This is a genomic window from Amycolatopsis lurida, assembly GCF_900105055.1.
Taxonomy (GTDB): domain Bacteria; phylum Actinomycetota; class Actinomycetes; order Mycobacteriales; family Pseudonocardiaceae; genus Amycolatopsis; species Amycolatopsis lurida.
In genome coordinates, this window is record NZ_FNTA01000004.1 from 3,198,334 (window position 1) to 3,219,921 (window position 21,588).

A 21,588-nucleotide genomic window follows, 5' to 3' on the forward strand; every position below is an offset into this window, starting at 1 on the left:
GTCGCGGCTGTTCAAGCTCAGCCGGTTTTCGTGCCCACTCGGCCATTCCCGCTTACCTGTCCGGCCCCTTCGCGGATCGCGCCGAGGAACCGCCGCACCGCGGGGTGTTCCCTGGCGTGCGCGGCCACGGCGGCGTGGATGGACCGCACCGGATCCGGACGGCGGACCTTGCGGATGGCGACGCCGGGATGCGGGGCGCCGAGGCCGAGTTCCGGAATCAGCGCGACGCCGAGCCCGGCGGCCACGAATCCTTGTGCCGTCTGGTAATCCTCGGATTCGACGACATGGTTCGGGGCGAATCCGGCCGCGCCGCAGGCGTCGAGCAGGATGTCGCGGCAGGCGCCGGGGAGACCGTCGACGCCGACCCACGGATCCTCGGCGAGTTCGCCGAGATCGAGGACGCGTTTGCGGGCGAGCCGGTGGTTCTTCGGCAGGATCGCGCGGTACGGATCGTCGAGCAGGTGGACGTACTCGACCCCCTTGACCCGGGGAGTGCTGCTGGGGAGCACGATCATCGCGACGTCGGCCTTGCCCGACTCGATCTCGGGCATCGAATCGTCGGGCTCGACCAGTTTCAGGTCGAGGCGGACGCCCGGGAACTCCCGGCGCAGCGCGGCGACGGCCAAGGGCACCAGCGAGGCACCCGCCGTGGCGAAGTAGCGGATCGCGAGCCTGCCCGTGCGGCCTTCCTTGAGTTCGGTGAGCGCGGCTTCGGCCTTCGCGAGCTGGGTGCTCAGCGTTTCCGCGTGCTCGGACAGCAGTGAACCGGCGGGTGTCGGCCGCACGCCGCGGCCGACGCGCTCGAGCAGTTCGACCCCCGCTTCCCTTTCCAGGGTGGACAATTGCTGGCTGATCGCGGAAGGTGTGTAGCCGAGATTCCGGGCGGCGGCGGTGATCGAACCGCTACTGATGACGGCTCGGAGGACCTGCATGCGGCGGACGTCCAGCATGCCCCGATCTTACAGTTCTTCTTAAGGCTTCCTGCAGTTATTTTCGCTTGTCCTTACGCGTCGGCGCGGCGAAGCTGGGCCAGGCACTTAAGGAGGACTGGGGTGGGCGAGACGAAGACCCTGCTGAGGATCGGCGCGCTGGCGCTCATGTGGGGATCGAGTTTCTTCTGGATCAAACTGGGGCTCGGCGCGTTCTCGCCGGTGCAGCTGGTGCTGGCGCGGGTGGCGCTCGGCGCGGCGGTGCTGATCGGGCTCTGCTACCTCGGCCGGGACCGGCTGCCGTCCGGGCGGCGGATCTGGGGACATCTGGCCGTCGCGGCGTTCTTCCACAACGCGCTGCCGTTCCTGCTGTTCGCGTGGGGTGAGTTGACCGTCGACTCCGGGATCACGGGGGTGCTGAACTCGACGACGCCGTTGTGGGTGTTGCTGGCCGCGCCGATGATGGGCGCGCGGACGAAGATGACCGCGGTGCGGGTCACCGGGCTCGTCGTCGGGCTCGCCGGGATCCTGCTGATCTTCGCGCCGTGGGAGGCGTCCGGACTGCTCAGCTGGGGTGCGCTGGCGTGCCTCGCGGCAGCCGCGAGTTACGGGTTCGCGTTCGTCTACGAGGGCAAGTACCTCACCGGCACCGGTGACTCGCCGCTGTCGCTGGCCGGTGGGCAGATGCTGCTGGCGACCGGGTTCCTGCTGCTCGCGATGCCGATGGGCGGGTTCGAACCGGTGAACCTGAGCACCGGAGCGGTCGTCGCGGTCGTGATCCTGGGGATCGGGTCGACCGGGATCGCGTTCGCGCTGAACTACCAGCTCCTCGCGAGCGAGGGCGCCGTCGCGGCGTCGATCGTCGGCTACCTGCTGCCGGTGGTTTCGGTGCTGCTGGGGGCGGTGTTCCTGGCCGAGCCGCTGAACCTGCGGGTGATCGCCGGGATGGTCGTCGTGCTGGGCGGGGTCGCGCTGACCCGGCTCCGCCCGAGGGAGCAAGGGACCTTTGCTACCACTCCGCAGGTCGAGCGCCCTTTCGCCGCCGCCGATAAGGTCGCGCCATGACGGACACGACGACGCTGTGGCGTCCCACCGGCCCCGTCGAGCTCGACCTCGTCCGCGAGTCGGGCTGGCGCGAGTGGCCGCCGCGGCTGCCGGAGCAGCCGATCTTCTACCCCGTGCTGAACGAGGACTACGCGATCAAGATCGCCCGTGACTGGAACGTGCGCTACGACGGCGCGGGCTTCGTGACGCGGTTCGAGGTCGAGACCGCGTTCGTCGAGCGGTACCCCGTCCAGCAGGCGGGCGGGAAGACGATCCTGGAGCTCTGGGTCCCGGCCGAAGACCTCACCGAGTTCAACACGCACATCGTGGGGAAGATCGAGGTCACCCACGAATTCCGCTGACCTGCGTTTAGCGGGCTGATCGCGATGCGGTGGGGCCTGGGGGCTCGCCGGATCGCGTTTAGCCCGCTAAACGCAGGTCAGAGGGTCGCGACGATGAGCAGAGCGGCGAGAACGATCTCGACCCAGAAGTAGAGCCAGCTCGGATAGAACCACTCCGGCCGCTCCGCGAACCGGGCGACCAGCCGCCCGAAGGCCATCCCGGCGAGCGCGACGGCCACCGCGATCGCTGCGCCCCGCTGGATCCCGCCGACGTCGAAAGCCGCGAACCCGAGCAGCACCGCGACAGCCACGCCGAAGCCGCCGTACACCGCGCGCACCTCGGTTCGCGCCGTCGCCGACTCCAACGAGATGCCGAACGGCCGGATCAGCCGTTTCGGCGCGGCGAGCCCGAGCAGCCCATCCCCAGGAAGAACACGGCCACCAGGCCGATGAGAACAGGCGCCACCTAGACGAGACGCCGGTCGGAAGCCCAGCGCGAAAGCTCGTATCGGTTCGAAAGCTGCGTCTTCCGCAGCACGCTCGACACATGCGTCTCGACGGTCTTCACCGAGATGAACAGCTCGGACGCGATCTCCTTGTACGCGTACCCGCGCGCGAGCAGCCGCAGCACGTCACGCTCACGCGGGGTCAGCAGGTCGAGATCCGGGTCGCTGATCGGCGCGGAACCCGGCCGGTCGGCGAACGCGTCGAGCACGAACCCGGCCAGCCGCGGCGAGAACACCGCGTCCCCGTCCGAGACCCGCACGACGGCGCGCACGAGTTCCTTCGACGAGATCGTCTTCGTGACGTACCCCCGCGCCCCCGCGCGGATCACGGCGATCACGTCCTCCGCCGCATCGGAGACCGACAGCGCGAGGAACACGACGTCCGGCAGTTCCGGCCGGACCCGGCGCAGCACCTCGGCGCCGCCGCCGTCCGGCATGTGCACGTCGAGCAGCACGACCTGCGGTTTGGTCCGGGCGATGCCCGCGACCGCTTCGGCGACCGAGCCCGCCTCACCGACCACGCGGACGTCGTCGGTGATCGAGTCCAGTTCGGTGCGCACACCCGCGCGGAAGAGCGCGTGGTCGTCGACGAGGAAGACCTTGACCGGCTCCCGCGTCTGCTGGTTCTCCGTCACGATGCTCCCTCGCTCGCCCTGTCCCGTGAGCATAGCGACCTCACGCCGCGCCCTTCCCCGCCTTGACCGGCATCTCCAGCTGGACCTCGGTTCCTTCACCCGGCGCGGTACGAAGCTTGAGCTTCCCGCCGTGCCGCTCCATCCGTCCCCGGATGGAATCGGCGAGACCGTGCCGATCGCTCGGCACGACGTCGGGGTCGAACCCCTTGCCCCGGTCGCGTACGAAGACCGTCACCGCCGTCGGCTCGACCTCGGCGTACACGCTGACCTCGTCGACACCCGCGTGCTTGGCGGCGTTGACGATCGCTTCGCGTGCCGCCTGGACCAGCGCGGTCAGCGGTTCGTTCAGCGTGGCCTCCCCCACGACGACCTGCTGCACCGAGATCGCGAACGCGTCCTCGACCTCGCCGCACGCGGCCGCGAGTACTTCGGACAGCTGACCGCTGATGGCCTCTTCCTCGGTCTTCTTGCTCTTGCCGTATCCCGACGGCCCGTACAGCCAGCCGCGCAACTCGCGTTCCTGACCGCGGGCGAGCCGAGCGACCTCGCGCGGCGATTCCGCCTGCTTCTGGATCAGCGCGAGGGTCTGGAGGACCGAGTCATGCAGGTGAGCGGCGATTTCGGCACGTTCGTCGGTGCGGATGCGGGCCATGCGTTCGTCGGACAGGTCGCGGACCAGGCGCAGCCAGAACGGGACGGTCAGCACGGCCACCCCGAACAGCGTCGCGATCACGGCGACCAGCGCGAACTTGACCTGGTCGATGCTGCCGCTCTCCAGGACGACGACACCGATACCGGTCATCACCAGCGCGACCCCGGCGACCACGCGGATCGCGGCCGACCAGCCACCACCGCCGAGGAACGCCGTGGCGACGCCGCCCTTGGCGCCGAGACGCCAGCGACGGCGTTGCGACTCGTCGGCCTCGCGCCAGACGACGGCCGCGCCGATCATGGCCAGCGCCAGCGGAATGGCGACCCAGCCACTGATGAAACCGGTCAGCGTGCCACTGGCGACGGCGAGGCCGACACCCAGCGCCATCAGGCCGAAAGCCTGCTGCTTCTCCTTCGGCGCGGCTTTCTCCGGCTCGACCTCACCGGATTGCTGCTGCACGAACACCCAGAGCAAGCCGTACGCGAGCAGACCGACGCCGTTCAGCGCGGCCAGCAACGCGAACGCGGTCCGGACCCAGAGCACCTTGACGCCGAGGTGGTCGGCGAGGCCGCCGGCGACACCCGCGATGGCGCGGCCGGAGCGGCGGCGGTACATCTTGGGCGGCTCGAACGGTGCCGGGGACAGGCTGCCGGCGACGGGCACCGGCGGGCGCTCGATGATCGTCGGCTTCACCGGTCCGGCGAGGTCCTTGGGGGCGGATTCCTGCACGTTCTCCATGGTCACACGGAGTGGGGTACCGATCCATCGGGGAAACCCCTGACTCTTCCCGCTGGGGGAAACCTCAGGGACGTTCCCGGATGTGGCGGGGCCCGCCGGGGCGCATTCTTTGTGGCATGAGTGGGAGTGAGACACAGGTTCCGAAGCGCGGCCCCGCGGCCGGCTTCGAGGAGACCGTCAAGGATTTCTGGCGGAGCAGGCCGGTCCGCCCGGTGGCGGGCCGCAAGTTCGCCGGCGTGGCCGCCGGCATCGGCTACCGGTACGGCATCGACCCGACCGTGGTCCGGGTCGCGCTGGTCGCGGCGACCGTGTTCGGTGGTTTCGGTGTCTTCGTCTATCTGCTGGGCTGGCTGTTCCTGCCGCAGGAGGGCGATCCCGTTTCCGCGTTCGAGAGCCTGATCGGCCGTGGGCGCGCGTCGAGCTCGCCGGCGTTCGCGGTGCTGCTGCTGATCCTGCTGTTCCCGGGTCTCACTTGGACCTTGAGCGGCGGCTGGATGACCGACGGCACCGGCCTGATCGGGTTCGCGCTGATGGCCGTCGCGCTGTACCTGCTGCACCGCAACCGCGGTCAGTTCAACCGGCCGACGATGCCCGCTCCGGCTTATCCGACGGCCGCGTTCTCGATGGCGTCGGCATCGGCGGCCTCCACCTCGACGGCGACCGAGGGCGGCTGGGACCCGCTCGCGGCCGACCCGTCGGCTTGGGACCTGCCGAACGCTTCGCCCTCGGGTGGGCTGCCGCCCCAGACTCCTCCGCCGCCTCCCGCGCCGCCTGCGCCTCGCGGTCGGAAATCGAAGATCGGTGCCGCGACCTTCGGGATCGCCGTGCTGGTGGCCGGGGTCGGCACCGTTCTTGGCCTGGACGGCGAGGCGTGGTTCACCCCGCAGCACGTCGTCGGGCTCACCCTGGGTGTGGTCGGCATCGGGCTGGTGGCCGGCTCGTTCGTCCGCGGCGGCCGCGGGCTGATCGGGCTGGCGGTGCCGCTGGCGATCGTCGGGATGGCGCTGACCACGGTCCCGTTCGAGAACTTCTCCGTGAAGGGCGGCGTCGGCGACCTGAAGGCGACGCCCGTCCAGGCGTCCGAGGTGCTCCCGGAGTATCACCGCTCCGCGGGAAACATCGACGTCGACCTGACCAAGCTGCCCGCCGGCGCGTCGGTGAGCACGAAGGTCTCCCTCGGGGCGGGCAACTCGACGGTGCTCGTGCCGGCGGGTGCCGAAGTGAAGGTCTCCTGCGAGACGGGCGCGGGCGACATCGACTGCCTAGGCCAGTCGCGCTCGGGGGTCGGTGAGGAGGTCGTCGACTTCACGTCGCCGGGCACCACTGGACAGAAGATCACTGTGAAGGTCGAGAACGGTGTCGGGAACGTGGAGGTGCGTCGTGGCTGAGTACGACTACGACAGCACGCAGACCCAGTCGTCGCAGCCCGCGAAGCGCGGGGTGGACGCCATCACCCTGTTCGTCGGGATCGCGACGCTGCTGGTGTCGGCTTACGTTCTCTCGGACGGCGCCTCGTGGCTCCCGCAGTTCGACTTCCGGTGGGTCATGGCGGGTGGGGCGATCTTCGTCGGCGTCCTGCTGCTCGCCGCTTCGCTGCGCAAGAGCCGCCGCTAGCGGCGCCGCCCACGATCCACTCCACTCCGAAGGCCCCGGCCCCTCGCCGGGGCCTTCGCCTTGCTGCCGCCCCGGGCCGACCTGCGTTTAGCCCCCTAATCGCGATCCGGTCGCCTGGGTGCCCAAAGGCGGCAGATCGCGATTAGGGGGCTAAACGCAGGTCCGGGCCGGAGTCGGTCACTCCCACTCGATGGTGCCCGGCGGCTTGGACGTGACGTCCAGGACCACTCGGTTCACCTCGGCGACCTCGTTGGTGATGCGGGTCGAGATCCGCTCCAGCACCTCGTACGGCAGCCGCGTCCAGTCCGCGGTCATGGCGTCCTCGGACGACACCGGCCGCAGCACGATCGGGTGCCCGTAGGTCCGCCCGTCGCCCTGCACGCCGACGCTGCGGACGTCGGCAAGCAGCACCACCGGGCACTGCCAGATCTCGCCGTCCAGTCCGGCCGCGGTGAGTTCTTCGCGCGCGATGGCGTCCGCCGCGCGCAGCGTCTCGAGCCGCTCGGCGTCGACGGCGCCGATGATCCGGATCCCGAGCCCCGGGCCGGGGAACGGCTGCCGCTGCACGATCGTCTCCGGCAGCCCGAGCTCCAGCCCGACGCGCCGCACCTCGTCCTTGAACAGCAGGCGCAGCGGCTCGACGAGCTCGAACTGCAGGTCGTCGGGCAGCCCGCCGACGTTGTGGTGGCTCTTGATGTTGGCCGCGCCCTCGCCGCCGCCGGACTCGACGACGTCCGGGTACAGCGTGCCCTGGACCAGGAACTTGTAGTCACCCTCGGCCTTGAGGTCGCGCTCGGCCTGCTCGAACACGCGGATGAACTCGCGCCCGATGATCTTGCGCTTCTCTTCGGGGTCGGTGACCCCGGCCAGCGCGTCGAGGAACCGGTCGCGCGCGTCGACGGTCACCAGGTTCACCCCGGTCGCGGCGACGAAATCGCGCTCGACCTGGGTGCGCTCGCCGGAGCGCAGCAGTCCGTGGTCGACGAACACGCAGGTCAGCCGGTCACCGATGGCCCGCTGGACCAGCGCGGCGGCCACGGCGGAGTCGACGCCGCCGGACAGCCCGCAGATCGCCCGGCCGTCGCCGACCTGCTCGGCGATGCGCTTGACCTGGTCGTCGACGATGGACGACGTCGTCCACTGCGGCTTGATGCCCGCGATGTCGTGCAGGAAGCGGCGAAGCACCTCCTGGCCGTGCGGCGAGTGGTGCACCTCGGGGTGGTACTGGACGCCGGCGAAGCGGCGCTCGACGTCTTCGAACCCGGCGACGGCGGCGCCGTCACTCGAAGCGGTCACGGTGGCGCCCTCGGGAGCCTTGGTGACGCTGTCGTTGTGGCTCATCCAGGCGGGCTGGTTGCTCGGGAGACCCGCGTGCAGGACACCGCCCTCGCCGGCGACGCGGACTTCGGTACGGCCGAACTCGCGGATCCCGGTCGGCTCGACCGTCCCGCCCAGGGCCTGCGCGAGCACCTGGTGGCCGTAGCAGATACCGAGGATCGGCACGCCCGCGTCGACCAGTCCGGGGGCGAGGGCGGGCGCGTTCTCCGCGTACACGCTGGAAGGACCACCGGAAAGAATGATCGCGGCGGGGTCCTTGGCGAGGATGTCCTCGGCGGTGGCGGTGTGCGGGACGACCTCGGAGTAGACCTGCGCCTCACGCACGCGCCGCGCGATCAGTTGCGCGTACTGCGCCCCGAAGTCCACGACGAGTACCGGACCGGTGGGACTGGGCACCTGAAACCTCCAGATCAGAGCAGTACGCTTCCCCACCATCGTCCCAGGTGGGCCGGGTCACCTCGCCGCCAACCCCCTCACGATTCAGGACAGCGGATGACCGCGAGGCGTCCTAACGTCCGGGACATGGACATCGACTGGAGCAAGGAACTCTCCGAACAGCTCGACTGGCACTGGACACAGCATCTCCGGCCCCGGCTGGACACCCTCGGCGACGACGAATACCTCTGGGAACCCGTCGAGGACTGCTGGACGATCCGCCCGGGCGAGAACGGTGCTTTCACGATCGACTGGGCGTATCCGGAGCCGTCTCCGCCACCGGTGACGACGATCGCGTGGCGCCTCGCCCACATCATCGTCGGCGTGTTCGCGATGCGGTCCGCGTCGCATTTCGGCGGCCCGCCCGCCGACTACCAGACCTTCCCCTACGCGGGCTCCGCCGAAGAAGCGCTGAAGCAGCTCGACGACGCCTACGCGCGCTGGCGGGACGGCGTCCGCGGCCTCACCGCCGAAGACCTCCAGCGCCCCTGCGGCGAGGCCGAGGGCCCGTACGCGGAATACCCGCTCGCGGCGCTCGTCCTGCACATCAACCGCGAGGCCATCCACCACGGCGCCGAGGTCCTCCTGCTCCGCGACCTCCACAGATCGCGTTTAGCGGGCTAAACGCGACGCGCCCATACTGGGGCCAGCCGAGGAAAGGAACCGTCTTGCGAGCGACACTCATCTACGGCGCCGGTGACGTACGCGTCGAGACCGTCCCGGACCCGAAGCTGAGCGAACCGACCGACGCCCTCCTCCGCGTCGTCCGCTCCTGCATCTGCGGCAGCGACCTCTGGCCGTACGGCAGCATGCCCGCGCGCGACCGCGGCGTCCGGATCGGGCACGAGTTCCTCGGCGTCGTCGAGGCCGTCGGCTCCGACGTCACCACGCTCAAGCCGGGAGACCTGGCCGTCGCGCCCTTCGTCTACTCCGACAACACGTGCCAGTTCTGCCGCGAAGGCCTCCACACCTCCTGTCTGCACGGCGGCAACTGGGGCGCGAAGGGCGTCGACGCCGGCCAGGGCGAGGCCGTCCGCGTCCCGCAGGCCGACGGCACGCTGGTGAAACTGCCGCACACGGAGGACGACGACCTCCTCGCCTCGTTCCTCACGCTGTCCGACGTGTTCGCGACCGGCCATCACGCGGTGGTCAAAGCGGGGGTGAACGAACGCACCACCGTCACTGTCATCGGTGACGGCGCCGTCGGTCTCTCCGCGGTTCTCGCGGCGAGGCGCCTCGGAGCCGAGCGCATCATCCTGATGGGTCGCCACCGGACCCGCACGGACCTCGGCCGCGAGTTCGGCGCGACAGACGTCGTAGCCGAGCGCGGCGACGAAGGCATCGAGCAGGTCCGAGAGCTGACAAACGGCGAAGGCACGCACACCGTCCTCGAATGCGTCGGCACGAAGCCCGCCTTCGAGATGGGCATCGGCGCCGTCCGCCCCGGCGGCACGGTCAGCCGCGTCGGCGTGCCGCAGTACGCCGAGGGCCCGATCGGCCCCGCGCTCTTCCGCCGCAACATCACCGTCACCGGCGGCGTGGCCCCCGCCCGCCACTACATCCCCGAACTGCTCGAAGACGTCGTCGAGGCCAAGTACCGGCCGGGCAGGGTCTTCGACCGCACCATCGGGCTCGAAGAGGTCCCCGACGGTTACCGCGCGATGGCGGACCGCGAAGCGCTCAAGGTGCTCGTCAAACCCTGACTGGAATACCTTGTCCCCATGGACATGATCACCCCGGAGCCGCGCCCCGCCTGGATCGCCGGACGCCCCGAGCAGGGCGCTTCGACGATCACCGTGCATCACCCCTACGACGGCAGCGAAGTCGCCACCGTCGCGGTGCCCGGACCGGAGCAGGTCGAACGAGCGGTGAGCGCGGCGGCGAGCGTCGCGAAGGAGTTCCGGCGTTCCTCGGCGCACAGCCGCGCCACCGCGCTCGACCACGTTTCGCGGGTCATCGCCGGCCGGGCCGAGGAGATCGCCGAGGTCATCACCGCCGAGAACGGCAAGCCGCTCAAGTGGGCCGAAGCAGAGGTCCGGCGCGCGGTGTCGGTGTTCCGGATCGCGGCCGAAGAGGCCCGCCGGTTCAGTGGCGACCTGCAGCGCCTGGACACCGACCCGGCGGGCGAGGGCAGACTGGCGCTCACCCGGCGCATCCCGCGCGGCCCGGTGCTGGGCATCGCGCCGTTCAACTTCCCGCTGAACCTGGTGGCGCACAAGGTGGCGCCGTCGCTCGCGGTCGGCGCGCCGATCATCGTCAAACCCGCCCCGCGCACACCGTTGTCCGCGCTGATCCTCGGCGAGATCCTGGCCGAGACGGATCTGCCGGAAGGCGCGTTCTCGGTGCTGCCGCTCGGCAACGAGGAGACGTCGGCGCTGGTCGCCGATCCTCGGCTGCCGGTCGTGTCGTTCACCGGTTCGGGTCCGGTCGGCTGGTCGATCGCGGACGCCGCGCCGCGCAAGCACGTCGTGCTCGAACTCGGCGGCAACGCGGCCGCCGTCGTGCTCCGCGACTGGCCGGATCCCGAAGGTGCCGCGGAACGCATCGCGACCTTCGGCAACTACCAGGCCGGGCAGTCCTGCATCGCCGTGCAGCGCGTGATCGTCGAACGCGAAGTCGCCGAGGAATTCGTACCCGCCTTGGTGGAAGCCGTGCGGGCACAGCGAACCGGCGACCCGTACGACAAGAACACCGACGTCGGCCCGGTCGTCGACGAGGCCGCCGCGGAGCGGATCGTCGCCTGGATCGACGAGGCCGTCGCCGCGGGCGCGAAGATCCTCACCGGCGGCAAGCGGGACGGCGCGACGGTGGAGCCGACCGTGCTCACCGACGTACCACCGTCCACAAAGGCCTGGTCCGAGGAGATCTTCGGTCCGGTGCTCGCTGTGTCCCTTGTGGACGGTGTCGACGAGGCTTTCGCTTCGGTCAACGAATCCGCCTACGGCTTGCAGGCCGGAGTGTTCACCCGCGACGTGCATCTCGCCTTCTACGCGTCGACGGAACTCGAAGTCGGCGGCGTGATCATCGGTGACGTCCCGAGCTACCGCGCGGACCAGATGCCTTACGGCGGCGTCAAGGGGTCGGGCGTCGGCAGGGAGGGCGTCCTCGCCGCGATGCACGACCTCACCGAGGAACGAGTCACCGTCTTCACCGGAATCGACCTCTAGTCCGGGGTGACGGCCTGCGCGAAGCCGAACACCTTGTCCGGGTCGTAGGTCTTCGCCACCTGCTTGAGGCGGGTGGCGTTGCCGCCGTAGTAGGCCGTCATCCAGTCGGGAAGTGCGGGGTCGATGTAGTTGACGTAGCCCCCGCCCAGCCCGAGACCGGACACCACCTCCGCGACGGAATCCGTTGCCGCGGAACGGTTACGAGCGTCCGCCTGGCTGTAGATCTGCACGCTTCCGAGTGCTTTCCGGTGCCAGAACGCGGTGGCGTCCGGGGCGATGTCGGCGACGGCACCACCGAGACCGTCGATCAGCAGGTCCATTCCGCGTCTGCCATTGAGGATCGACGTCAGTTTCGCGGGATCCGCCGGTTCACCGAGAATCCGCGATGAGGCCACAAAGGACTGACGGTTCTCGCTGCCGGAGAAGTACTTCATCGCGCCAAGGTAGTCGAGCTGCTTCATCATCCGTGTCCCGCCGATCTTGTCGAGCAGCCGGGTCAGTGATGCCGAATCCCCGACATGGCAACCGGAAATCCGCACACCGACCGGAGAACCTCCCGACAGCACGACATTCGCCCATAACTCAGGCGGCGCTTCGGGCAGCCAGCGCTGCCATTCGGCGAGGATGTCCTTCGCACTACCCGCCGGAAAATGCAAAGAGAACACCGAAACGGCCGAAGGCGCCGGATCGGTGCGGAAGGTGAACGAGGTGACCACACCGAAGTTCCCGCCTCCCCCGCCACGCAACGCCCAGAACAATTCGGGTTCGGAATCCGCCGACGCCGTCCGGATTTCCCCGTCCGCCGTGACGACCCGCGCGGACACCAGATGATCACAGGTGAGGCCGTATTTCCTGGCGAGGACACCGATTCCGCCACCGAGTGTCAGCCCGGCGATCCCGACGCTGGGACAGGAACCCGCGGGCAGGCACCGGCCCGCGGCGCCCAGCGTCGCGTAGACGTCCTTCAGCTTCGCGCCCGCACCGATCACGACGCGGTCTCCCTGAACGTCCACTGAGGACATTCCGCCGAGGTCGATCATCAAGCCACCGTCGGGAACCGAGTAGCCTGCGTAGCTGTGCCCACCACTGCGCGCCGCGATGGGAACCCGTCGCGCGGCGGCGGAAACAGCGGCCTGCACGTCTTCGGGCTTGGCGCATTTCGCGATGGCGGCGGGTTCGAGCCCGTCGAAGGCCGGGTTGAACACGCGTTTGGCGTTGTCGTAGCCGGAATCTCCCGGCAGGAGCAGGGAAACCTTGTTCCGCAGCGCCGCCCAGTCCGGCGGAGCGACGCCGGTACTCGGGGGCAACGACGTACCCGGCGCGGAGCTGGGTGCCTGGGCCGGAGGCGCGGCGGAGCACGCCGTCGCGGCCGCCCCGGCCACGGTCGCGCCGGCGAGCTTGAGGAACGCCCTTCTCTCCATGCCCGTTAGACGCCCAGCGGACGAGCAGGTTGCGGCGCTACCCCCGAAGGTGTGCGCTCACCGGCACGACCAGCGGCGTACCGGACACCGGATCGGCCATGACCTTCGCCGTCAGACCGAAGATCTCCTCGAGGAGCGGCTCGGTGAGCACTTCGGCGGGCGGGCCCTGCGCGACGATCCTGCCGTCGCGCATGGCGACCAGCTTGTCGGCGTACCTGGCGGCGAGATTCAGATCGTGCAGCACCATCACCACGGTGGTCCCGCGTTCGTCGTGCAGCCGGTACACCAGGTCCAGCACGTCGATCTGGTGCGCCAGGTCGAGATACGTGATCGGCTCGTCGAGCAGGAGCAGGCCGGTCTCCTGCGCCAGCGTCATCGAGATCCACGCCCGCTGCCGCTGCCCTCCGGAGAGCTGGTCGACGACCCGGCCGGCGTGCTCTTCCATCCCGGTCAGCCGCAGCGCCCGCTCGATCGCCTCGTCGTCGGAGGAAGACCACTGCCGGTACCAGCTCTGATGCGGGTGCCGCCCCCGGCGGACCAGATCGGAGACGGTCAGCCCTTCGGGCGCGGACGGCGTCTGCGGCAGCAGGCCGATGATCTTGGCGACCTCCCTGGTCGGCAGCTTGTCGATGCGCTCACCGTCGAGCAGCACCGCGCCCTGCCGCGGCTTGAGCAACCGCGCCAGCGCGCGCAGCAAGGTCGACTTGCCGCAGCCGTTGGGGCCGATGATCGCGGTGACGGTCCCGTCGAGGACGTCGAGGTCCAGCCCGGTCACGACGGGCGTTTCGCCGTAGCCGAGTTCCAATTCCCGGGCACGCAGTCTGGCGTTCACGCGCGCTCCTCCTTACGGCTGCGGACGAACAGGAAGATCAGATACGGCGCACCGAGGATCGCCGTCAGCACGCCGACCGGGAGCCCGGACAGGCCGGGCGTCACTCGCACCACGAAATCCGCGCCGACGGTGAGCAACGCGCCGAGGACCATCGAGCCGAACAGCGGCGGCTGTGCGGAGCGGACCAGCCGCAAGGCGATCTGCGGGGTGGCCAGCGCGACGAAGGTGATCGGGCCCGCGGCCGCGGTGGCGACGGCGGCCAAGGCCGCGCCGAGCAGCAGCAGGGTCCCGCGGGCGGCGTCGACCCGAATGCCGAGGCCGCGCGCGGTGTCGTCGCCGAATTGGAGTCCGCCGATGGTGTGCCCGGCGATCAGCGTGACCGGCGCGAGCACGGCCAGCGCGAGCAGGACCGGGGCGACCGACTCCCAGCCGACATCGGCGAGACTGCCGACGATCCACGTCGTCGCCCGCGCGGCGTTGTCGACGTCTCCGATGGTCAGCAGCCAGTACACGAGGTTGTAGCCGACGGCCGAAAGCGCGATGCCGATCAGCACGAGGCGGTAGCCGTCGATCCCGCGCCGCCACGAAAGCGCGTACAGCAGGATTCCCGCGATCACGCCGCCCGCCAGGCCCGCGAGCGGGACGCCCAGCGTGCTCGCCAGGCCGCTGACCTGGCCGCCGGTGCCGCCCGCGACGATCACGCCGACCGCGCCGACGCCCGCGCCCCAGGTGATGCCGAGGATGTCCGGGCTGGCCAGCGGATTCCTGGCGATGGTCTGGAACAGCGCGCCGGACAGCCCGAGGGCCGCCCCGACGCCGATCGCGGTCAAGGTGCGCGGCATCCGCAGGTCGAAGATGATTCCGCGTTCCCGCGCGGTGCCGCCGCCGAACAGCGTCTTCAGGACGTCGCCGAGGCCGATGTGGGAGGTGCCGATCCCGATGTTCAGCGCCGCGACCAGCACCAGCGCGACCGCCGCGAAGAGCACCACGGTGAGTGTCCTCGGCCGGACGGTCCAGGCCGCCGGGCCGAGCGAGATCACCTTGGGAGCCGTCATATCCGTGCCAAGCCCTTCTTGCGGACCAGGTGGACGAACACCGGCACGCCGAGCACCGCGAGCATGATGCCGACCTCCAGGTTGTCCGAAGCGACGACGCGGCCGAGCAGGTCCGCCGCCAGCAGCAGGATCGCGCCGAGCACGGCGGAGAACGGCACCAGCCACCGGTAGTCGGGTCCGCTGATCGCCCGCGCGAAATGCGGGACCAGCAGGCCGAGGAACGCGATCGGGCCGCAGGCCGCGACGGCCGCGCCGGTCAGCAGCGTGATCGCGACGACCCCGAGCAGCCGCGTCCGGCCGACCCGCCGTCCGAGCGCGACGGCGACGTCGTCACCGAGCGCGAGCGTGTTCATGCCCGGGGTGTTGATCACCGCGAGGAGCAGGCCCGCGGCCACGAACGGGGCGATCTGGCCGATCATCGCGGGATCCCGGCCCGCGATCGAGCCGACGTGCCAGAACCGGTAGGTCTCCATCCCGCGGTCGTCGCCGAGCACGATCGCGGAGATGACGCCGTTGAGCAGGGCGCTCACCGCGGCTCCGGCCAGCGCGAGCGTCACCGGCGTGGCACCGCGGCCGCCGACCGCGCCGAGCAGGAACACCACGGCACTCGCGACGAGAGCACCGGCGAAGCCGAACCAGATGAACGCGTACAGGTCGTCGATGCCGAGCACGACGACGGCGAGCACCACCGCGAACGCCGCGCCCTGCGTGACGCCGAGCAGGCCGGGGTCCGCGAGCGGATTGCGGGTGTGGCCCTGCATGAGCGCCCCGGCCGCGCCGAGTGCGAGCCCCGCCAGGATGCCGAGCAGTGTGCGCGGCACCCGCAACGAACGAACGATCAGGTGATCCGGCACACCCGCGGGGTGGAAAATCGCGTCCCACACGACACCCAAAGGAATCGAACGCGCACCCAGGGCGATGCTCGCGACGCAGATCACAGCCAGGAGGGTGACGAGCAGAGCGCCTACTGTCGCCTTTCCAACACGAACTTCCACTGTGGACATCCGCCATCCTATGCTCCGGTTAGGAAAGCCTAACCGCACAGAAAGAGTGACCCATGACCCCACCCCGGCGCGCAGTCCTCGCCCTCGCCGTGACAGCCTGCCTGGCACTCTCCGCATGCGGTGGCGGTGAACAGGAATCCGGTCCCACCGGCACCGGCCAAAGTGGATTCCCGCGCACCGTCGAACACGTGATGGGGTCCGCCCAGATCGAGAAGCAGCCCGCCACCGTCGCGGCGCTCGACTCGAGCTACGTCGACGCCACGCTGGCGCTCGAGACGAAACTGGTGGCGTACACCAAATATCGCAACTACGACAAGCTGCCGGACTACCTGGGCGACGACCGCAAGTACGCCGAGGGCGCCAAGGAGATCGGTGCGCTCGAGAGCCCGGACATCGAGCAGCTGTACGACATCAAGCCGGATTTGATCGTGTCCGCGAAGGTGCGCCACGAGAAGTTCTACGCGGAGTTCAGCAAGGTCGCACCCACGGTGTTCAGCCAGACCACCGGTGCCACTTGGAAGGACAACGTCCGGATGCTCGGCAAGGCGCTGGGCAAGGAAGCGTTGGCAGAGCAGAAGATCAAGTCCTACGAGGAGCGGGCCCGCAAGGTCGGTGACGCGGTCAAGGCGAAGCTCGGCAAGCCGGTGACAGCCTCCGTGGTCCGCTTCATCGAAGGGGAGCCGACGGTGCGGCTCTACAGCACCGCGTCGTTCCCCGGGAGCGTGATGGCCGACGCCGGGATCCAGCGCCCCGCCGGTCAGCCGGACAACAAGACGAAGATCTCCAACGACCTGAGCCAGGAGGAGATCGGCAAGCTCGACGCCGAAGCGATCTTCATCGCCAGCTACACCGATGAGACCAAGCAGGCCGAAAACCCCATGACGAAGTTCCAGTCGAACCCGCTTTGGGGAACCCTCAAGGGAAAGAAGATCGACGTCAACGACACCACCTGGTTCACGTCGGTGAGCCTGCAGGGTGCGCACGCCATGCTGGACGACATCGCCAAGCAGTTCGGCGTGGACTCGTTCCGAAGCTGATCCTGTCCTCTTTGGACGGTGATGTCACAGCCAGCGCGGGAGCGCCGGCACGTCACCGTCCAAAGAGGATCCGTCACTGCGGCCGGTGATCCAGGCCAATACCTCGCCACGGGTCCCGGTCAGCGTCGTCAGTTGCCCTTCGCTCATCCGCCACTCGTGGCGGTAACCGTTCTCTTCGGCGGCGACCAGGAGCACGGCGGGCAGTTCACCTCCGTACATTCCGATGGCGTTGCCGACGACGGTGTCGAACTCGTCGCCGAGCAGCTCGGCGACGCTGGCGAAGTCGTAGCCGAGATCGAGATCGGCGAGATGGATCGAGGTTTCGGAGAGCCGGAGCCAGAGCACGAACTCCGCCGGGATCTCACGTCCCTGCCGGGCGCGCACGCGGACCTGCCACGCGCCGTCCGGCAGGCTCTCCGCGACCTGGACCAAGCGCGCGGCGGAGCCGACGACGTCCTCGGCGATCTCCTCGACGGACCGGTACGCGCCCTTCTCGATGTCGTGGTCCCTGGCCGCCTCGCCGAGGTACATCGGCGTCTCGACGCCGGATTTGGCCCAGGTGAGCAGGTTGACCAGGCCGTCGGCGTTACGCGCGAGGTGGGACAGCAGATGCGCACGCGTCCAGCCGGGCAGCGCGCTGGGGCCGCGCACGGCCTCCTCGTCGATCCCGCGCACGACGTGCTCCCATTCGTCGTGCAGGGCGCGGACGCGGTTCAGCAGGGCATGTGCGCGTTCGGAGGCTGTCACCTCCCCAAGCTACCGCCGCAGCGCCGCGGGCGCGTCCGCCGGAACGGACGGGTTCTTCGGCGCGATAGGTTCGAGCCGCGCGTACGGCGAGTCCTGCGGCGGCCTGCTGTCCTGTTCGCCCTTGTTGGGCCAGAACGAGAAGGCCCGCTCGGCCTGCGCGGTGATGGTCAGCGAGGGGTTCACGCCCAGGTTGGCCGTGATCGCCGACCCATCCACAATGGACAATCCCGGATAGTTGAACACCCGGTGGTAGGGGTCGATCACGCCGTTGTCGGGCGCCGTGCCGATCGGGGCGCCGCCGATGAAATGCGCCGTGAGCGGGATGTCGAAGATCTCGCCCCAGGTGCCGCCCGCCATGCCGCCGATACGCTCGGCGGTGCGGAGGTTGGCTTCGTGCCCGGCGGGGATGAAGCTCGGGTTCGGCTCGCCGTGGCCCTGCTTGGACGTGTACTTGCGGCGGCCGAAGAGCCCGCGTTTGGTGTACGTGGTGATGGAGTTGTCGAGGCTCTGCATCACCAGCAGGATCACCGTGCGCTCGCTCCAGCGGTAGCCGTTGAGCAGCTTCACGGTCTGGACCGGGTGCTTGAGCATGAAGTTCACGGCCTGGCGCCAGCGCGGGACCGCCGAATCGCCTTCGGTGGCGATGGTCTGGAGCAGGCTCATCGCGTTGCTGCCCTTGCCGTAGCGGACGGGCTCGATATGTGTGTTCTCGTCGGGGTGGATCGACGACGTGATCGCGACGCCGCGGCTGAAGTTGCGCTCCTCGTCGACCGAGGTCCGGGCGGCGCCGATGATCGCCTCGGAGTTCGTGCGGGTCAGTTCGCCGAGGCGCGGCGAGAGCTTCGGCAGCTTGGCCGTGTCGCGCATGCTGTGAAGCAGGTTCTGCGTGCCCCACGTGCCGGCGGCGAGCACCACCTGCGCGGCGGTGAGCTTGTGCCGGAACCTGCGCGAGGTGGTCCCGGTCTTCTTGATGCTCACCTCGTACCCACCTGCGTTCAGCGGGCTGATCGCGCTCACGGTGGTGAGCGGGATGACCTTCGCGCCGTCCTTCTCCGCGAGGTACAGGTAGTTCTTGACCAGCGTGTTCTTGGCGCCGACGCGGCAGCCGGTCATACAGGAGCCGCATTCGGTGCAGCCGGTGCGCGCCGGGCCCGCGCCGCCGAAGTACGGGTCCTCCGCGCGCTCCCCCGGCTTGCCGAAGTACACGCCGACGGGCGTCGGGTGGTACGAGTCCGGCACGCCCATGTCCTCGGCGACGCCCTTCATGACCACGTCCGACGGCGTCACGCTGGGATTGGTGACGACGCCCAGCATGCGGCTGGCCTGGTCGTAGTGCGGGCCGAGCTCGGACTCCCAGTCGGTGATGTGTGACCACTGCGGATCCACGTAGAACGGCCTCAACGGCCGATACAGCGTGTTCGCGTAGACCAGCGAGCCGCCACCGACGCCCGCGCCGGCGAGCACCATGACGTCCTTGAGCATGTGGATGCGCTGGATGCCGAAGCAGCCGACCTGAGGCGCCCAGACGTAGCGGCGAAGGTCCCAGGACGTCTTCGCGAACTCGTCGTCGGCGAAACGGCGGCCCGCCTCGATGACGGCGACGCGGTAGCCCTTCTCGGTCAGCCGGAGGGCGGCGACACTGCCGCCGAACCCGGAGCCGACCACGATCACGTCGTAGTCGAAGTCGTCTTCAGTGGTGGTGTTACTCGCAGTCACACCCTCGACTGTAACCCCGGCCACCCCTTCTGACCAGAGGTAAGTTACTCGTCGGTTACCTTCCAGCCGGATGCACCAACGCGGCTGGGGCATCATCGACCGGTGGATACGGATGCCCCGGTGGCGATCGACCTGACGCGTGACGAGCGCACAGTGCTGCGCTGTGGCCTGGCGGATTGGGGTGGACCGGCCGCGTGCACCGACGACCTCGCCGTCGCGATGGGCTTCAAGGACGTACCCGACCTCTTCGAGCAGGCGCGACGGTTGCGCGCGGCGCTGGCCGACGAAGAGCCGCTACGCGCCTCGGGCTGGCGCAGGACCCTCGTGGCCACCGAGATCGTGTTCGCCAGCGACGTCTTCGGCTCCGGGGCGGACTGGTCGATCACCACCGGCTTCGCGGACGACGAAACCCTCCCGATCCTGCGTGACCTCCAGCGGAAGATCGCCCGGGCTCTCGGCTCGGCCCACTACCGCCCCCGGCGGCCAGAGCGCCTTTAGCGGGCTAAACGTGATACAGGAGGGACGCATGGGGCTGCTGGGACACCTGAGCACGAAAACGGCCCGGATCGCGTTTAGCGGGCTAAACGCGATCCGGGCCGGGAGCGAGCGTCAACGGCGGACGGTCAGGCCGACCCGCTGGAACTCCTTCAGGTCCGAGTAGCCCGTCTTCGCCATCGCGCGGCGAAGCGCGCCGAAGAGGTTCACGACGCCCTCAGCGTCCGAGGACGGCCCGAAGAGCAGCGTCTTCAGGTCGACGGCGTAGTCCGGCCCCAAGGCCACGCGCGAGCGCGGCAGCGACGGGTGCGCGGCCGCCGACGTCCAGTACAGGCCCTGCCCCGGCGCCTCGGAGGCGGCGGCCAGCGGCGCGCCCAGCATGACCGCGTCGGCACCGCAGGCGATCGCCTTGGCGATGTCGCCGGACGTGCTCATCCCGCCGTCGGCGAGCACGTGGACGTACCGGCCGCCGGTCTCGTCGAGGTAGTCACGCCGCGCGGCCGCGGCGTCGACGATCGCGGTCGCCATCGGCGTCCCGATCCCGAGCACGCTGTCGGTGCTCGTCACGCCGCGGCTGGCCCCGTGGCCGACGATGACGCCGGCCGCGCCGGTGCGCATCAGGTGCATCGCGGTGCGGTAGTCGCTGACGCCGCCCGCGATCACCGGGACGTCGAGCCGTCCGATGAAGTCCTTCAGGTCCAGCGGCTCGGCGTCCCGCTGGACGTGCTCGGCGGAAATGATCGTGCCCTGCACGACGAGGATCTCGACGCCCGCCGCGAGCAGGTCCGGCGTCAGCTCGGCGGCGTGCTGCGGGCTGACTCGCGCGGCCACGGTGACCCCGGACTCGCGGACGGTCTTGATCGCCTCGGTCAGCAGGTCCAGCCGGATCGGCGCGGAGTGCAGTTCCTGCAGCTCACGCACGATCGCGGTCGGGTCCTCGGTGTCCTCGGCCGCCCGGACGAGGCGGAAGATCGCGTCCTCGACGTTCGGGTGCCGCGCCCACAGCCCTTCGGCGTTGAGGACGCCGAGCCCGCCGAGTTCGCCGACGGCCACCGCGGTTCCCGGCGACACGATCGCGTCGGTGGGGTGGGTGACCAGCGGCAGCTCGAACCGGTACGCGTCGATCTGCCAGGCGGTGGACACGACCGAAGACGACCGGGTGCGCCGCGACGGCACGATCTCCACGTCATCGAGGTCATACGCCCGCCGCGCGGTGCGGCCCATGCCGATCTCGACCAGATCCCGCACGTCAAGTCCCTTCTCACCGACGACCGTTACACCCCATTGTCGCTAGGCCGCGTGGGTGACCTGCGCACGGGGCACCCGAACCGGGCCGGAAGTCACACCAGCCCCGTTCGCCCCACCCGTTTCACGTTTAGCCCGCTAAAGTCGCTCGGGTCAGAAGGAGACCTTCTCCACGGAGTCGGTCCGGAGGACGGATTCCTGCGCGAAGGTCTTCTTGTAGTCGGTCCGGATCTCTTCGATCTCGCGGTTCGCGTCGCGGTCGCTGAACGGGTACACGACGACGATCACCTTCGACTTCTCCCGCGAGATCACGCCATCCGAACCGCGCCACTGGCCGCGTCCGGTCAGCTCGGTGAACCCGTCCGGGAACCTCGGCGTGACGACCTTGTCGGTGAACGCGGCGAACTCGGCGTCGGTCAGCTCCCCGCCGCCCGGCTTCGTGGTCCCGAAGTACAGCTCGGTGCGCTTCCACACCTCGCCCGGCGACGTCTGAAAGGCGACGGCCTCGGGCGTGGACGGTGCGGCGGAAGCGGTGGGGACGGCGGAAGCGGCCACCCCGCCGCCGAGCCCGAGGGCCGCGGCGGCGAAGACGGCCAGAGCGGTCCGGCGCGACGTGAAAGACATCGGTTCCTCCCAG

Annotated in this window: 21 protein-coding genes and 1 pseudogene; 9 read left to right on the forward strand and 13 right to left on the reverse strand. The window is 69.6% G+C overall.

Annotation, left to right across the window (positions count from 1 at the left end):
• Nucleotides 1-17 precede the first annotated feature (17 nt).
• A complete protein-coding gene (locus BLW75_RS19940; RefSeq protein ID WP_034304439.1) occupies nt 18-950 on the reverse strand; it encodes a LysR family transcriptional regulator in 933 nt (310 codons plus the stop codon).
• Between the two features lie 102 nt (nt 951-1,052).
• Between BLW75_RS19940 and BLW75_RS19945 the strand changes: the two genes are divergently transcribed.
• A complete protein-coding gene (locus BLW75_RS19945) occupies nt 1,053-1,994 on the forward strand; it encodes a DMT family transporter (RefSeq protein ID WP_034304436.1) in 942 nt (313 codons plus the stop codon).
• On the forward strand, nt 1,991-2,335 hold the full coding sequence (locus BLW75_RS19950) for a hypothetical protein (RefSeq protein ID WP_034304433.1): 345 nt from the start codon (nt 1,991-1,993) through the stop codon (nt 2,333-2,335). The genes BLW75_RS19945 and BLW75_RS19950 overlap by 4 nt, the downstream gene beginning before the upstream one ends.
• Nucleotides 2,336-2,412: 77 nt before the next feature.
• Here the strand turns inward: BLW75_RS19950 and BLW75_RS19955 are convergent.
• From BLW75_RS19955 to BLW75_RS19965, 3 genes and pseudogenes are all read right to left on the reverse strand, one after another.
• Nucleotides 2,413-2,780 (reverse strand): annotated as a pseudogene (locus BLW75_RS19955) (DUF4345 domain-containing protein).
• Nucleotides 2,781-3,455: a response regulator gene (locus tag BLW75_RS19960; protein ID WP_005165099.1), complete on the reverse strand. Its 675-nt coding sequence runs from the start codon at nt 3,453-3,455 to the stop codon at nt 2,781-2,783.
• A 40-nt stretch (nt 3,456-3,495) separates the two neighbouring features.
• Nucleotides 3,496-4,851: an ATP-binding protein gene (locus tag BLW75_RS19965; protein ID WP_091597916.1), complete on the reverse strand. Its 1,356-nt coding sequence runs from the start codon at nt 4,849-4,851 to the stop codon at nt 3,496-3,498.
• A 110-nt stretch (nt 4,852-4,961) separates the two neighbouring features.
• On the opposite strand from BLW75_RS19965, the gene BLW75_RS19970 reads away from it, so the two are divergent.
• Complete coding sequence (locus tag BLW75_RS19970; protein WP_034304429.1) at nt 4,962-6,233, forward strand: PspC domain-containing protein; 1,272 nt, start codon at nt 4,962-4,964, stop codon at nt 6,231-6,233.
• Entirely contained in the window at nt 6,226-6,459 is a 234-nt protein-coding gene (locus BLW75_RS19975; protein WP_034304426.1) for a hypothetical protein, read from the forward strand. The genes BLW75_RS19970 and BLW75_RS19975 overlap by 8 nt, the downstream gene beginning before the upstream one ends.
• A gap of 177 nt (nt 6,460-6,636) precedes the next feature.
• Here the strand turns inward: BLW75_RS19975 and guaA are convergent, their stop codons facing one another.
• Complete coding sequence (guaA, locus tag BLW75_RS19980; protein ID WP_016331177.1) at nt 6,637-8,193, reverse strand: glutamine-hydrolyzing GMP synthase; 1,557 nt, start codon at nt 8,191-8,193, stop codon at nt 6,637-6,639.
• A 126-nt stretch (nt 8,194-8,319) separates the two neighbouring features.
• Between guaA and BLW75_RS19985 the strand changes: the two genes are divergently transcribed.
• From BLW75_RS19985 to BLW75_RS19995, 3 genes are read left to right on the forward strand one after another with little or no spacing between them, the layout of a single operon-like run.
• On the forward strand, nt 8,320-8,856 hold the full coding sequence (locus tag BLW75_RS19985; RefSeq protein ID WP_034304423.1) for a DinB family protein: 537 nt from the start codon (nt 8,320-8,322) through the stop codon (nt 8,854-8,856).
• A 44-nt stretch (nt 8,857-8,900) separates the two neighbouring features.
• On the forward strand, nt 8,901-9,935 hold the full coding sequence (locus BLW75_RS19990) for a zinc-dependent alcohol dehydrogenase family protein (protein ID WP_034304422.1): 1,035 nt from the start codon (nt 8,901-8,903) through the stop codon (nt 9,933-9,935).
• 18 nt (nt 9,936-9,953) lie between these two features.
• A complete protein-coding gene (locus tag BLW75_RS19995) occupies nt 9,954-11,399 on the forward strand; it encodes an aldehyde dehydrogenase family protein (protein WP_034304419.1) in 1,446 nt (481 codons plus the stop codon).
• Here the strand turns inward: BLW75_RS19995 and BLW75_RS20000 are convergent.
• Genes BLW75_RS20000 through BLW75_RS20015 form a run of 4 tightly spaced genes read right to left on the reverse strand, consistent with a single transcriptional unit; the run spans nt 11,396 to nt 15,645 of the window.
• Nucleotides 11,396-12,820, reverse strand: a complete 1,425-nt coding sequence (locus BLW75_RS20000) for an FAD-binding oxidoreductase (RefSeq protein WP_167373509.1) — start codon at nt 12,818-12,820, stop codon at nt 11,396-11,398. The two genes, BLW75_RS19995 and BLW75_RS20000, sit on opposite strands and share 4 nt — an antisense overlap.
• A gap of 37 nt (nt 12,821-12,857) precedes the next feature.
• Nucleotides 12,858-13,652, reverse strand: coding sequence for an ABC transporter ATP-binding protein (locus tag BLW75_RS20005; protein ID WP_034304416.1), 795 nt, complete (start codon nt 13,650-13,652; stop codon nt 12,858-12,860).
• Nucleotides 13,649-14,707, reverse strand: a complete 1,059-nt coding sequence (locus BLW75_RS20010) for a FecCD family ABC transporter permease (protein ID WP_034304413.1) — start codon at nt 14,705-14,707, stop codon at nt 13,649-13,651. Before BLW75_RS20010 ends, BLW75_RS20005 begins: the two co-directional genes overlap by 4 nt.
• Nucleotides 14,704-15,645 carry a FecCD family ABC transporter permease gene (locus tag BLW75_RS20015; RefSeq protein WP_395766717.1) on the reverse strand — a complete coding sequence of 314 codons (942 nt, stop codon included), beginning with the start codon at nt 15,643-15,645 and terminating at the stop codon, nt 14,704-14,706. The genes BLW75_RS20010 and BLW75_RS20015 overlap by 4 nt, the downstream gene beginning before the upstream one ends.
• A 119-nt stretch (nt 15,646-15,764) precedes the next feature.
• Between BLW75_RS20015 and BLW75_RS20020 the strand changes: the two genes are divergently transcribed.
• Nucleotides 15,765-16,748 (forward strand): ABC transporter substrate-binding protein, encoded by a 984-nt coding sequence (locus BLW75_RS20020; protein WP_198935643.1) that lies wholly within the window; start codon nt 15,765-15,767, stop codon nt 16,746-16,748.
• 24 nt (nt 16,749-16,772) lie between these two features.
• Here the strand turns inward: BLW75_RS20020 and BLW75_RS20025 are convergent, their stop codons facing one another.
• Complete coding sequence (locus BLW75_RS20025; protein WP_034304407.1) at nt 16,773-17,495, reverse strand: maleylpyruvate isomerase N-terminal domain-containing protein; 723 nt, start codon at nt 17,493-17,495, stop codon at nt 16,773-16,775.
• A 9-nt stretch (nt 17,496-17,504) separates the two neighbouring features.
• Nucleotides 17,505-19,211 (reverse strand): GMC family oxidoreductase N-terminal domain-containing protein, encoded by a 1,707-nt coding sequence (locus BLW75_RS20030; RefSeq protein WP_034304404.1) that lies wholly within the window; start codon nt 19,209-19,211, stop codon nt 17,505-17,507.
• Between the two features lie 102 nt (nt 19,212-19,313).
• Between BLW75_RS20030 and BLW75_RS20035 the strand changes: the two genes are divergently transcribed.
• Entirely contained in the window at nt 19,314-19,709 is a 396-nt protein-coding gene (locus BLW75_RS20035; protein WP_241783207.1) for a hypothetical protein, read from the forward strand.
• A 111-nt stretch (nt 19,710-19,820) separates the two neighbouring features.
• On the opposite strand, the gene BLW75_RS20040 is transcribed toward BLW75_RS20035, so the two are convergent.
• Both BLW75_RS20040 and BLW75_RS20045 read right to left on the reverse strand, forming a co-directional pair.
• A complete protein-coding gene (locus tag BLW75_RS20040; RefSeq protein ID WP_034304399.1) occupies nt 19,821-20,954 on the reverse strand; it encodes a GuaB3 family IMP dehydrogenase-related protein in 1,134 nt (377 codons plus the stop codon).
• Nucleotides 20,955-21,104: 150 nt separating this feature from the next.
• Nucleotides 21,105-21,575, reverse strand: coding sequence for a DUF3574 domain-containing protein (locus tag BLW75_RS20045; protein WP_034304397.1), 471 nt, complete (start codon nt 21,573-21,575; stop codon nt 21,105-21,107).
• Nucleotides 21,576-21,588: the final 13 nt, after the last annotated feature.